The 12,094-nt window shown below is 60.1% G+C and carries 12 protein-coding genes; 6 read left to right on the forward strand and 6 right to left on the reverse strand.

The genetic code is table 11. The features are described from left to right. Window positions 1-60 precede the first annotated feature (60 nt). A complete protein-coding gene (locus ABWV64_RS11165; RefSeq protein WP_353345192.1) occupies window positions 61-405 on the forward strand; it encodes a MerR family transcriptional regulator in 345 nt (114 codons plus the stop codon). Between the two features lie 89 nt (window positions 406-494). Here ABWV64_RS11165 and ABWV64_RS11170 read toward each other — a convergent pair whose 3' ends face one another. Further along, the gene (locus tag ABWV64_RS11170) at window positions 495-1,211 is read right to left on the reverse strand and encodes a helix-turn-helix transcriptional regulator (RefSeq protein ID WP_353345194.1); all 717 of its coding nucleotides are present in this window, start codon (window positions 1,209-1,211) and stop codon (window positions 495-497) included. Between the two features lie 106 nt (window positions 1,212-1,317). On the opposite strand from ABWV64_RS11170, the gene ABWV64_RS11175 reads away from it, so the two are divergent. Next, complete coding sequence (locus ABWV64_RS11175) at window positions 1,318-1,710, forward strand: GFA family protein (protein ID WP_353345196.1); 393 nt, start codon at window positions 1,318-1,320, stop codon at window positions 1,708-1,710. A 177-nt stretch (window positions 1,711-1,887) separates the two neighbouring features. Here ABWV64_RS11175 and ABWV64_RS11180 read toward each other — a convergent pair whose 3' ends face one another. The 3 genes from ABWV64_RS11180 to ABWV64_RS11190 form a co-directional block, all read right to left on the reverse strand. Continuing rightward, window positions 1,888-2,460, reverse strand: a complete 573-nt coding sequence (locus ABWV64_RS11180) for a hypothetical protein (protein ID WP_353345198.1) — start codon at window positions 2,458-2,460, stop codon at window positions 1,888-1,890. Between the two features lie 83 nt (window positions 2,461-2,543). Further along, window positions 2,544-2,897, reverse strand: coding sequence for a MerR family transcriptional regulator (locus tag ABWV64_RS11185; protein ID WP_353345200.1), 354 nt, complete (start codon window positions 2,895-2,897; stop codon window positions 2,544-2,546). Window positions 2,898-3,348: 451 nt separating this feature from the next. Next, window positions 3,349-4,092: an AbiU2 domain-containing protein gene (locus ABWV64_RS11190; RefSeq protein WP_353345202.1), complete on the reverse strand. Its 744-nt coding sequence runs from the start codon at window positions 4,090-4,092 to the stop codon at window positions 3,349-3,351. 260 nt (window positions 4,093-4,352) lie between these two features. Here ABWV64_RS11190 and ABWV64_RS11195 point away from each other — a divergent pair, with 260 nt between their 5' ends. After that, window positions 4,353-6,131 carry an SLC13 family permease gene (locus ABWV64_RS11195; RefSeq protein WP_353345204.1) on the forward strand — a complete coding sequence of 593 codons (1,779 nt, stop codon included), beginning with the start codon at window positions 4,353-4,355 and terminating at the stop codon, window positions 6,129-6,131. 109 nt (window positions 6,132-6,240) lie between these two features. On the opposite strand, the gene ABWV64_RS11200 is transcribed toward ABWV64_RS11195, so the two are convergent. Both ABWV64_RS11200 and ABWV64_RS11205 read right to left on the reverse strand, forming a co-directional pair. Then, on the reverse strand, window positions 6,241-7,530 hold the full coding sequence (locus tag ABWV64_RS11200) for a tetratricopeptide repeat protein (RefSeq protein ID WP_353345206.1): 1,290 nt from the start codon (window positions 7,528-7,530) through the stop codon (window positions 6,241-6,243). Between the two features lie 88 nt (window positions 7,531-7,618). Next, the gene (locus ABWV64_RS11205) at window positions 7,619-9,391 is read right to left on the reverse strand and encodes an SLC13 family permease (RefSeq protein WP_353345208.1); all 1,773 of its coding nucleotides are present in this window, start codon (window positions 9,389-9,391) and stop codon (window positions 7,619-7,621) included. Between the two features lie 645 nt (window positions 9,392-10,036). Between ABWV64_RS11205 and ABWV64_RS11210 the strand changes: the two genes are divergently transcribed. The 3 genes from ABWV64_RS11210 to ABWV64_RS11220 all read left to right on the forward strand — a co-directional run bounded on the left by ABWV64_RS11210 (window position 10,037) and on the right by ABWV64_RS11220 (window position 12,094). Then, the gene (locus ABWV64_RS11210) at window positions 10,037-11,152 is read left to right on the forward strand and encodes a C1 family peptidase (protein WP_353345210.1); all 1,116 of its coding nucleotides are present in this window, start codon (window positions 10,037-10,039) and stop codon (window positions 11,150-11,152) included. Between the two features lie 77 nt (window positions 11,153-11,229). Further along, window positions 11,230-11,649, forward strand: a complete 420-nt coding sequence (locus ABWV64_RS11215) for a hypothetical protein (protein ID WP_353345212.1) — start codon at window positions 11,230-11,232, stop codon at window positions 11,647-11,649. 43 nt (window positions 11,650-11,692) lie between these two features. Beyond that, the gene (locus ABWV64_RS11220) at window positions 11,693-12,094 is read left to right on the forward strand and encodes a protease inhibitor I42 family protein (protein ID WP_353345214.1); all 402 of its coding nucleotides are present in this window, start codon (window positions 11,693-11,695) and stop codon (window positions 12,092-12,094) included.

Below are 12,094 nucleotides of genomic sequence, written 5' to 3' on the forward strand. Positions count from 1 at the left end.
TGCATATAAACGAAGTGGGAATGAAAACAATAGACCATTGTCCATGGTTTTGGATTTGACATGCGTATTGGCGAACTTGCACAGAAATCCGGCGTCAGTCGGGACACCATCCGGTTCTACGAACGCAACGGTCTCATCACCTCGACCGTTGAGGACAGCGAGACCAACAGTTACCGCAACTACAAAGACGACTGCCTCGTCTGGCTCAAATTTTTCGCAGGTGCGCGAGACGCAGGCATGTCCGTCGCTGACCTGCGCTCGATTGTGGAGGCCACCGCACAGAGTTGCGACCGCGATCTCGCGCGCGCCGTGGTCCAGCGCAAAATTGCAGAGCTAAAAGAGCGGGCAGATCAGATTGGACATGCAATCCGCTTTCTGGAGAACACTCTGTCTGGATCAAGATGAAAAACCTATTTGCTAAATGGAACTTAGCTGCTGGGGGCCGTTGCAAGGCGCCTAGGTCGGCTTTGGTGCACCCGAACGCAATCTAGGCATCACCCGCGCTCTTGGGGCTGGCTTGCGTAGCGCGCGCGCTCTTGATCCATCGCAGTTCGCCAGCGCGCACGTAAAGCCAGTGCATTTTCTGGTATCCGTTGCTCAAGAGTGTCCGCTGAAACCATGCGATCCGTTCGAAAATAGCGAAAGTCGCTTCGAAGTTCACACCAAGCAGCAAGAATGCGGCCCGCGTCCCGATAGCCCAGAAGAATTGGCCAGACCACGCGTTCACTGCGTCTTCCATTCCCGCCTTCATATACCAAGCTTATCTTTCGGTGGGCGCGGATGGCATTCCTAAGCATTGAGGAGTTGACCGCTTCGGATGCCGGAACGACAGGCGCGATACTTGTCGCAGGCTCCAACACCTGTCTGCGCAAGCGCTCGGGAACGACCACTTCTATCTTTGCAAGCAAGTTTAGGGCGGCTTTTGCCAAATCCGGCTCGCCTCTACTTGCGACCCAATGTGCGCCCAAAACAGCGGCATCCAACTCGTCCGAGGTGAGCATCAACGGCGGCATGTCAAAGCCTTTTTCAAGGACATATCCGATACCAGCCTCACCTCGGATCGGGATGTCTTGGGCCTTCAAGGCCGCGACATCGCGATAGACCGAGCGCTTCGACGATCCCAATTCCTGCGCAATGCGTTCAGCAGAGACCGGACCGCCCACGCGGCGCAGAAATTGAACAATCTCAAACAGACGCTCTGCCTTGCGCATGGGTCCACCTTTTCATTTGATGCTGCCACTATGCTGTCAGCATGCCATATTTATCGCGCTTCGAACATATGACAGGACGGTGTTTGTAACACAAAGCGAGGCGATCATGACCAAAGGAAGCTGCTGCTGCCAAGCCGTTCAATTTGAGTTGGCAAACCCACCGTCTTTTATGGGAACCTGCCACTGCTCGCGGTGCCGAAAAGTTGGTGCAAGCACGATTGTGTTTGTGAAACGCGCAGATGTGAAATGGATCCAAGGCAAAGACTGCGTGAAGATTTTCGAGCCGGTTGCGCCCTACATCTATCCACGCTGTTTTTGCAAAATCTGCGGGACTTCTTTGGGCGAGATTTTATCGACAGAAGATCGCTTTCCCATATCGGCGAACACTTTGGATAGTGATCTGGGCCTTGTGAACCAATCCCACGAATGCGTTGGTGAAAAGCCCTCTTGGTACGAGATTTGCGACGATGCACCGCAAAGTATAGGGCCCTCGGGCTAGGCGCGCACACACTCAGACCATTCCAATGGCTGTCCGCTTCGCCGCCCAATCCCGCCACCCCTCTGCGGTTCAGCGACGGCCCGCAAGGGGCCCGAAGCGGCGCATGCTACAGCGCCGACCGGCAGCCCCCCGATTGGGGATGGCGCGCCAGCGAGGCCCTGACCCCAAGCCGTCCCATCAGTTGGCTTTTGCCGCGGGGCGAAATGCCCGCAGGGCCAGATAGGCCATGAGACCAAAAACCAAGATCGTCAGGCAATGCTTGGACAGGGTGGCGATCCCTGCGAGCGTGCCGACAGAGTGAAGCGCTGCGGGAAAAGCAAGGAGCTGTGCGAGATTGCAGCTATTCTCGACGAAATCGCATAGGCCAAGCGCCAATGGCACAAGGTTGAGCCGCATCAGCTTGCTGCCCGCCTCGGGCGTGCGGCGCACAAGTGCCGAGATGATCCATGCCGATGTCATCGAATAAATGGCGATAAACAGGTAATCGACTGCGAGAAAGAGACCGTAAGCGCTGCGCCCGTCCTCGCCCAAGTTTGACAGATTTCGATAGGCCTCACCGGAGGTGTAGAAGGGCAACAGGTCGAGCAATCCGGAGCCGGTCTTTGCCAACAGCACGGTTTGCGAGAAGGGGGCCGGTGACAGGTTGAAAAGCCACAGCCCTGCAATCGTGGCAGCACCGCCTGCTAAAAGGGCGGCGGGATTGCGTTTGTGGGATAGGTGCTGGCTTAGAGTGTCCAGAAATTTGAGCATGTTGCCTCCGTGGTCAAGTTGGAGGCGCAACGATAAGCCTTCCCCCTAGGGGACAAGTCAAGGAGGTTTCGTCCGCTCCGATCCTAGGTATGCACGGATGCCAAGCGGTCGCAGGTTTCGGTGAGTTCGCGGTCGAGACGCTTTGCATCTGCGATCCTCTCTCGTAGCTCGGCGCGTTTGCGCGCGATCATCTGCATTACCGTCTCGACCGGCAGCACGCCCTTCCTGTGTTGCTGCGTCGAAATCTCACGGATTTCCCGCAAGCTGAACCCAAGCTTCTGTGCCTGCGTGATGATGCAAAGCAGCGTCTCATCGTCTTGTTCATACACGCGATAGCTGCCCTTGCGCTGCGGCTCAGGCAAAATCCCAAGGGCCTCATAGTGGCGTATCGCTTTGCGTGTCACACCCGTCCGTCGGGCAAGTTCCCCGATATACATGCCTTATTCCCTTCGCCGGTCCTCGGTCGTCATGAGCCGCCGACCGAGAAAGATCCGTGCCCCGATTGGCGGCTTGCCGACTTCAATTATTTCCAAACGCGACCGATACACAAGGCGTTGTCAGATGTCCGCTTGCTTTGCGATGGGTCTAGGCCCTGCGCTGAGGTCCCGAATAGTTCATCGGCGTCCGACATCAAAGCCAAGGTGACCCGCATCTAGCGTCCCGCACTCCCGCCATCGGCCTTATGCTGAGGCTGCGGCGATCATCCGCGCAGGATAGAACCACCCCCGCCCGCTCGGCCCCGCGCGCGTGAAGTGTCTCGCCCGAGGGGGGCGCATAGGAAACATCAGATTGACGTATTGGCCTGTGTCCAAAGGCGCAGCGGAGCAGCGAGGGGCGGCGGTGAGCCCATATCTACCATTTTCTGCATGGCAACGAACGACCGTATTCCTACTCGAAACCCATTTTGGGCTTTCTTTGAATACGCGGATCGTCATTTGGGACAGCGACTTTACTCCCCAACAGAACTTCAACAGCGTCTTTCATGCCCTGCCAACGATGGTCAAGCACATCGGTGAGTTGAGGTGGGATACCAAAATTGCACTCAGGGCAATGAGCCAACCGATAGTGTTCAATTACTCTAAACGCGTAGTTGAGTATCTCCGCCAGATCATTTTGAGATAATGGATAACTACTTGGAATGTCCTTCTTTAACTGTTGCGCGCCGGAATGAGCGAGTAGCGCGTTACGCCACATCTTCAGACGCTCTATATGTTGTTTTATCAGCTCCGGTTCTGAAAGTTCTTCGGGGAGGCCCTTATTTTTTTTGTCAAGCTTCCTAATGCCTAGGGCATCTTTCGTCTCGTCAAAAATCTTGGCTAAATTTAGCATCGCCGCCTGTTGAGCATTTTGCGCAAGCCGTTCAAAGATATGTGCGTGATAATGTGTACCAGTAACGCCAGCTGCCGCTCTACCGCCCTCGATTTGTTTGAGTAGTTCTAAGTTTTCATGACAAATACGAGCGTCGTTCGCCACCACCTTCAAGACTTTAGTTATGTGTTCTGCGTCAGAAACCATGTTAGTTCTAGAGGCCTGTGCTGCGAGTGACGCAAATAAAATTAATGTTAGTTGATCTGTTTTACAGTAGTAACCCATTTCTTTTCGAAGAGTGCTCGGAAGTTCATTTTCAATCAAGTTCGAATAGCTCTGTACAGCCCATAGGGTCATAAACCCGCTGGAAAATCGACCTTTCTTTGTGTGCTGGCCGGCCTCTAGTACGGACTTTGAGCCAACGTCCGTCCCCCCCCCCCCGCCATCTGCCTTATGCCGAAGCCGCACAGGTCCGTTCGCGCGGAATTTGTGCCGATGCGGCGGGTCTGCGCGACATTCTCTTGCTCCTGCCTGTCCGATAATGGCAAACTAGCGCGCAGGCGATAACAGGGGCATTTGCATCCATGCAATTTTTGGAATTTTCCCAAACGGGACAGGCGGTTATGACGCTTCTCGTTGTGGTGATCATGTTCATTCTTTTCGTAAAGGAATACTATCCGACCGAGGTCGTGGCGATCACCGGCGCGGCGTTGATGTTGGGGCTGGGGCTTTTGCCCTATGACGCGGCTTTGGAGGTGCTCTCCAACCCTGCGCCTTGGACCATTGCGGCGATGTTTATCGTCATGGGGGCTTTGGTGCGCACGGGGGCTTTGGATGCCTTTACCTCGCTGGCCGACAAACAGGCGCAGGTGAACCCGAAACTGGCCATTGCCATGCTGCTCGGCTTTGTGGTGCTGGCCTCGGCCTTTGTGTCCAACACGCCGGTGGTGGTCGTGATGATCCCCGTCTTTGTGCAGCTTTCGCGCACCCTTGGCGCCTCGGCGAGCAAGTTTTTGATCCCGCTGAGCTATGCGGCGATCCTTGGCGGCACGCTGACCTTGATCGGCACCTCGACCAACCTGCTGGTCGATGGTGTGGCCCGTGCCCGCGGGATGGAGGCCTTTACCATCTTCGAGGTCACCCCATTGGGCATCATCCTCGTGACATGGGGCATGATCTATTTGCGCTTCATCAGCCCGCGGCTTTTGCCCGAGCGCGACAGCATGGCCTCGATGCTTTCGGACCGCAGCCGGATGAAGTTTTTCACCGAAGCGGTGATCCCGCCGGACAGCAACCTGATCGGGCGCGAGGTCAGCGGCGTGCAATTGTTCAAACGCGAAGGCGTGCGATTGATCGACGTGGTGCGCGGCGATACCTCGCTGCGCCACAACCTCAAAGACGTGACCTTGCAAACCGGTGACCGCGTGGTTTTGCGCACCCAGATGACCGAGCTATTGAGCCTGCAGCGCAACAAAAGCCTCAAGCGCGTCGATCAGGTGTCGGCGGTCGAAACCCATACGGTCGAGGTTCTGATCACTCCGGGGTGCAAGATGGTCGGGCGCTCGCTTGGCTCTATGCGTCTGCGCCGCCGGTTCGGGGTCTATCCCTTGGCCGTGCACCGGCGCAACCAGAACATCGGCCGCCAACTCGAAGACCTCGTGGTGCGCGTCGGCGATACGCTTTTGCTCGAAGGCGCGCCCGAAGACATCAAACGGCTGGCCTCGGAAATGGATATGGTCGATGTGACCACCCCCACGGCGCGGGCCTTCCGGCGCGGCCATGCGCCGATTGCGATCTTGTCCTTGGTGGCGATTGTGGTTCTCGCGGCGATGGGCGTTGCGCCGATCTTCTTGTTGTCGATCCTTGCGGTGACGGCGGTATTCTTGACCCGCTGTATCGACGCGGACGAGGCGTTTTCCTTTGTCGACGGGCGGCTCTTGGCGCTGATTTTCGCGATGCTCGCGGTGGGCGCGGCGCTCGAACATACGGGCGCGGTGCGGCTTATCGTCGAGGCGGTGGCGCCGCTGATGGGCAATTTGCCTGGTCCGGTGGTGATCTGGGCGATCTATCTGCTCACCTCGGTCCTGACCGAATTGGTGTCTAACAATGCCGTGGCCGTGGTGGTCACGCCGATTGCCATCGGTCTGGCCGATGCTTTGGGGCTGGATGCGCGGCCCTTGGTGATTGCTGTCATGATCGCCGCCTCGGCCAGCTTTGCCACCCCCATCGGCTATCAGACCAACATGCTGGTCTATGGTCCGGGCGGGTATAAATTTACCGATTTCATGCGGGTCGGCATTCCGCTGAACCTGAGCATGGGGCTTTTGGCCTCGGCGGTTATTCCGATGATCTGGCCGCTCTAGCGGGCACGCGCGGGGCGGCTGTGAATCAGGCGGCGCGTAGGACGGCGGCGCAGGGAAGGGGCGCCGCAGGCGGGCTGTGAACGGGGCGGGGTCAGGCCTTGCCTTGCTCCTAGCCCTGATCCTTGCCCCTGTCTTTGCCCGCGCCTTTTCCCCTGTCTTTTCCGGTGTCTCTATCCGCGCGCTTGCCCGCCGTGCCCCCCGCCATGGCGCGCGCAGGCGCGGCGCTGTCGTCTTGGCCGATATGCATGCCGTCGGGCAAATCAAACCCCGCCGGAAAGGGGCGCGCGCCCTCAAACTCGAATTGGCTGTCGTGTTGCAAGACCCGCCCGCGCATCTGCGGCCAGACCCAGTCGCGCAAGAACATCTGGTCATCGGCGCGCGCATTGAGCGTGCTGGCGCGGGATTTGACATGGGCCATGATGGCGCGGCCCATACCGGACAGATTGCCGCGCTGCGCCCCCCACATCCCCGCAAGGATCAACTCTGCGTGCGAGGGAAAATCGCGCATCAGATGAAAGGGCTGGCCCGCGCGCAGCCATGCGGCCACGGCGGCGGCCTCTTTGGCATTGGGCACCGCATCGGCATCGCGCACCAGATAGAAATCCACGCTCTCGTCATCCTCGACCAAGAACCGCCAGAACAGCCCGTAGCGCCCCGCCTCCAGCTTGGGCACCTCGCGCAATTGCGCGCCCTGCGCGGCCAATCCGGCGCGGGTGGTTTTGGGCACGGAGGCGTCGATATAAAATCGCGGCGTCCATGAGGGATAGAGGTATTTGACCACCATCGCATTGCGCAGCGCCCCCTGATGATAGCGCGCGTTATGGCCGAACAGCGAATAGGCGATGATATTGCGCCCGCGCGCTTGCGGATCAAAGGCGCGCAGCACCGGATCGGGGCGCGGATCGGGGCTGGGCGGGGCACCCGCATCCTTGAGTGCCAAGGCGCGGCTGCCATGGGTGCGCGCGGCCTGCGGATCACCGGCGCGCAGATGCAATTCGGCCAGCCGCCCCTCGCGGGTCTGCGCCTCCAGATGGGGCGAGGCCGCGATCAGCGCCATCGCCTCGCGCAGCTTGCCGCGCCGTTGCAGGGCCGACAACAGATTGGCCTCGTTCTCGGGCGAGCGGCTCACGTGATAGGCGTTTTGGCAATGGTGCAAGGCGCCCGCATAATCGCCCGCGTTGAAGGCATGGGCGCCGAGCATCTTTTGCGCCAACTCATGGGTCGGCGGCGCGGCGCGCAGGGCGGCGATCTCGGCCTCCGACAGGCGCAAGGCCCCGCGTTTGGCGATCCTTGCGATGGTGGCGTCGGCCTTGGCGATGGCCCTTGCGGTGCCATGTTCGGCGCCGTTGCCTTGGCCCCTTGCGTTGCCCTTATCGCTTCCCTTGTCCGGCTCGCTCATCGTTGTGTCCTTTGCTGCGCCGCGCTATGCGCCGCGCCCGCCTGCGCCCCGCCCGCGTTCGGGCTTTGCGGCTTCGCTCACAGTGGCGCTACATCGGCCAGAACACAAGGATCGTCGGGATCGAGACCGCCACGACCAAAACCTCAAGCGGCAGCCCCATGCGCCAGTAATCGCCAAACCGATAGCCCCCTGGCCCGAGGATCAGCGTGTTGTTCTTATGCCCGATCGGCGTCAGATAGGCCGAAGACGCCGCCACCGCCACCGCCATCAAAAACGGATCGGGCGAGACGCCCAAGGCGCTGGCCATCTGGATCGACACGGGGGCGGCCACGATGGTCGTCGCCGTATTATTGAGCACATCCGACAGGGTCATGGTCACCACCATCAGCACCGTCAAAATCGCCCAAGCGGGCAATCCCTCTGTCACCCCCACCAAGGAGCCTGCCAAAAGCTCGGTCCCGCCCGAGCTTTCCAGCGCCGCGCCCAGCGGGATCATCGAGCCGAGCAAGACCACCACCGGCCATTCGATATGGGTGTATAGCTCCTTGATCGGCACGATTTTCGCCAAAACATAGGCCACGACCACCAATCCCAAAGCCACGGGCAGATAGACCAAACCGAAACTGGCCGCCGCCACGGCCCCCGCAAACAGCCCGATAGCGAGCCATGTCTTGCTGTCTTCGGTGACCGCCAATCCGCGTTCGGCCAAGGCCAGACAGCCGAGCCAGTCGGTGATCTCGGGCCCTTGGTCCTTGGGCACGAGAATGAGCAAGATGTCACCGGCGCGCACTTCGGTTTTGCGCACTTGGCTGGAGATGCGCTTGCCTTGGCGCGCAATGCCCAAAAGCACCGCGCGGCGCCGCCATGCAAGGCCGATGCCCTGCGCCGTGCGCCCTTCGATGCGCGCATCCGTTTGCACCACCACCTCGATCAGGTCCAGCCCCGCGCCATCGGCGCGCAGCAGGTCCTCGCGGGTCTGGTCCGAAAAGGCCAATCCCAAAGCGGTGCGAAATTCGTCCAACGCATTGGGGCTGGCCTCGATGACCAAAGCATCACCGGCGCGCAAAACCGTGTTGCGCGCGGGGCCATAGCGGCGCTTGCCATCGCGGATCACCCCGATCAGCGCCACATCGGCCTTTTCGGCGTCGGGGTCGAGTTCGGACAGGCGCTTGCCGATCAGCTTGCTGTCTTCGGGTACGGTCAATTCGGCCACATAGGGCGAAAAATCCTTCGCCGCAAATCCGGCCTCGCCGCGCTGAGGGATCAGCCGCCAGCCGATCAGCGCCACAAACACCAGCCCCGCAATCGCCGTGATCCCGCCCACGGGGGCGAAATCGAACATATGATAGGGGGTGCCGACGGCCTCTTCGCGAAAGGCGGCGATGATGATATTGGGCGGCGTGCCGATCAAGGTCGCCATGCCGCCAAGGATCGTCGCAAAGCTCAGCGGCATCAGCGACAGCGCCGGCGCGCGCCCCGCCTTGCGCGCGGTCTGGATGTCCACGGGCATAAGCAGCGCAAGCGCCGCAACATTGTTCATAAAGGCCGACAGCACCGCGCCGATCCCGCCCATCAAGGTGATATGCCCGCCAAGGCTGCGCGAGCTGTCCACCAAGGTGCGGGTGATCAAGAACACCGCGCCCGAGCGCACCAGCCCCGCCGAAACCACCAATACCAGCGCCACGATCAAGGTCGCCGGATGGCCGAACCCGCTAAAGGCCTCCTCCTTGGGCACCACGCCCAAGACCACCCCGACCATGAGCGCGCTGAAGGCCACAAGGTCATAGCGGTAGCGCCCCCAAAGCAGCAGGGCGAAGACGGCGGCGAAAAGCGCGAAAAGCGTGATCTGGTCAAATGTCATAGCGCAGACATAGCCCGCCACCTTGCGCGCGGCAAATCCCTATCGCGCAGCGCCCGATGCACCCGCCCAGAGCGCCCGCCCTGAGCGCGCGCGCCTTGCCATGCACGCGGGCCGTGAGCGGGCTGTGAGCCGGTGGTGAGCTGCCTGTGTGCCCCCTGTGAGCGCAAAAACATGCGTCTAAAACCCTTATTTCATTGATGATTCGTGCGATTCGCGCCGCGATTTCGTTAACCTTTTGGCAAGACCTTGAGCCGCAACGAAATTACTGCGGTTGGCGCAATCGCGCATCTATGTTACCTTAGGTCATCGCTTCCGAAACGGGTCTTTCACACCGTTTTGGAGGGGAAATTTGAAGACCAATTTTTTGACGACCCTTAATTTTTAAACCGCTCGCGGGGCGACCCGTGATCACAGACCAACTTTAAAGACCGACGACAAAGACCTGATGTTTTGACATGCCTTGGCATCGGCGGACCCCCTGTCCGGCGCACGCTCAAGCTATGTCTTTTCCCACCCTGCGGCCCGTGTGAGTGCGCCGCAGGATGGGGAAGCTTTGCCTCGCGGCCTGCGGCTTCGCCGACGGGCTGCGGTGTGGGGAAGGATCGGGAATGAGACGTAAATTCAACCGATTACAGGAGATTTTCAATGACTGAAGCACTTAGCCTGAAGGCCCTCGCCAAGGATCTCAAAGCGGCCGGCGCGCCGTGGGAGATGGACGAGAGCACCGAAATGGCAATGTTGACAGAGGACGAACGGCGCATGCGCCTCGGCGTGATCCCCCCCGCCGGTGCCATGAGCTTTGAGCAAGCGGTCGCCGCGGATAAAGCCGCGCCGATGGTGACCGCAGATGTCATCGCCTCTGAAACCGCCGCTGGCCTGCCGACCAAATTCGACCACCGTGATGTGGGCGGCAAGAACTACACCACCCCGCCGAAAAACCAAGGCGGCTGCGGCTCTTGCGTGGCGCATGGCGTCGTCGCGGTGATGGAGACGACCTACCGCCGCTCCATCGCATCGGACAGCTACAACCTCGACCTGTCGGAGGCGCATCTGTTCTATTGCCACGGCGGCGAAGAGGGGCGCACCTGTGCCAATGGCTGGTTCCCCGATCAGGCCTTGGACAAATGCAAGGACAAGGGCGTCACCCTTGAAAGCGTCTATCCCTATACCGGCAACCAGCAGGCCTGCGCCGTGCCGACCGGATGGGAGGCCAATGTCGCCAAATCCTTGGGCAAAACCAAATTGACCAGCCGCACCAAGATCAAGGAATGGATCGCCACGCGCGGCTCTGTCACCGGCTGTTTCATCGTCTATCAGGATTTCTTCTCCTACCGCTCGGGCGTCTATCGCCATGTGTCGGGCGATGCGGCGGGCGGGCATTGCGTCGAGATCGTCGGCTATGACGATGCGCTGGGCTGCTGGATTTGCAAAAACAGCTGGGGCACCAATTGGGGCGAGGGCGGTTATTTCAAAATCGCCTATGGTCAGGCCCAGATCGAAACATGGCTCGGGCCTTACGGCTCCAATGGCGTGACGGTGAAAACTTGGAACAACAACCTCAAAGTCAACGGGCTGTGGACCAATGAAAGCGACCGCAACGCCTATGTGCATTTCACCGGATTGGGGTGGAAAAAGCTGACCACCACCAGCGCGGTGCAGCAACATGCCATGCTCGCCGATCTGATCGGCGCCAAAGGCGGCAACCGCACGGTGCGCGCGCTGATCGACGGCAGCAAAGTCAAAGAGATCTATGTGATCTAAGCCCCGTTTCCCCATGGTGCGCCGCCGCGCGGCGGCGTGCCGAAACCCTTATTCATTTATACCAAAGGACTATTCAAATGGCTGATGTAAAAGACAAAAAATCCCCCGCTGAAACCCCCGAAACCCTGCGCGCGGCGGCTGCCTCTGATGGCGGCGCACCGAGCCTTGATATCAATGCGATGATCTCGGAGGCCAAGCTGAGCGCCAGCGACGTGCCCGCCATGTCGCCCCCCGGTGACGAGACCGCCGAAGCCGTGGCCGCCGACGGGGTCACCGCATGGCACAACGGCAAGAAGATCACCGCCACATGGTGCAACAGCTCGAACCGCAACGCCTTTGTTTCGGTGCAAGGCATGGGATGGCGCCGCCTGTCCAATGCCAATGACAGCGCCTTTCTGGCCATGGTGATGATGGGCGCCCATGCCGAGCAAATGAACGCCACGGTCAATCTCAAGATCTCCTCCTCGAACGAGATCCAAGAGATCTATGTGTGGTAACCATTATGGATGGTGACCATGCGAAGCTGCGGAGGGCACGGCGATGAGCGGTGATATCCGCCTTTCCATGGAGGACGCGGGCAAAACTGTCCGCGTCCCTGCGGGCGCAGTGATCGAATTGCGTCTCGATGAAAACCCCACCACCGGATACCGATGGACCCTGCCGCCCGAGACCTGCTGCGAGATGGTCGAGGACCGCAATGAGCCGCAGTCGGGCGAGGACGGCCGGGAAGAGACAGGCCGGGAAGAGACGGGCCGAGAAGAGACGGGCCGTGATCGGGCGGGTCGTGAGGCGGCAGCAGCAGCCGGAGCCGCATCCGTGCGGGTGCTGAGCTTTCGCTTCATGGGCGGCGCGCCTGCGCGGCTGGCGCTGGAGCTGCGCCGCGCATGGGAAGAGGGCGAGCCCCCCTTGGCGCGGTTCGACATTGAATTGGCCCCGCAATAG

Source organism: Litorivita sp. NS0012-18, from assembly GCF_040371945.1.
In the GTDB taxonomy this organism is placed as follows: Bacteria; Pseudomonadota; Alphaproteobacteria; order Rhodobacterales; family Rhodobacteraceae; genus Litorivita.

Coding starts and splice junctions, on each gene's coding strand:
- ABWV64_RS11165 (WP_353345192.1), top strand. CDS start 61: ATGCGTATTGGCGAACTTGCACAGAAATCCGGCGTCAGTCGGGACACC.
- ABWV64_RS11170 (WP_353345194.1), bottom strand. CDS start 1,211: ATGCGCAAGGCAGAGCGTCTGTTTGAGATTGTTCAATTTCTGCGCCGC.
- ABWV64_RS11175 (WP_353345196.1), top strand. CDS start 1,318: ATGACCAAAGGAAGCTGCTGCTGCCAAGCCGTTCAATTTGAGTTGGCA.
- ABWV64_RS11180 (WP_353345198.1), bottom strand. CDS start 2,460: ATGCTCAAATTTCTGGACACTCTAAGCCAGCACCTATCCCACAAACGC.
- ABWV64_RS11185 (WP_353345200.1), bottom strand. CDS start 2,897: ATGTATATCGGGGAACTTGCCCGACGGACGGGTGTGACACGCAAAGCG.
- ABWV64_RS11195 (WP_353345204.1), top strand. CDS start 4,353: ATGCAATTTTTGGAATTTTCCCAAACGGGACAGGCGGTTATGACGCTT.
- ABWV64_RS11200 (WP_353345206.1), bottom strand. CDS start 7,530: ATGAGCGAGCCGGACAAGGGAAGCGATAAGGGCAACGCAAGGGGCCAA.
- ABWV64_RS11205 (WP_353345208.1), bottom strand. CDS start 9,391: ATGACATTTGACCAGATCACGCTTTTCGCGCTTTTCGCCGCCGTCTTC.
- ABWV64_RS11210 (WP_353345210.1), top strand. CDS start 10,037: ATGACTGAAGCACTTAGCCTGAAGGCCCTCGCCAAGGATCTCAAAGCG.
- ABWV64_RS11215 (WP_353345212.1), top strand. CDS start 11,230: ATGGCTGATGTAAAAGACAAAAAATCCCCCGCTGAAACCCCCGAAACC.
- ABWV64_RS11220 (WP_353345214.1), top strand. CDS start 11,693: ATGAGCGGTGATATCCGCCTTTCCATGGAGGACGCGGGCAAAACTGTC.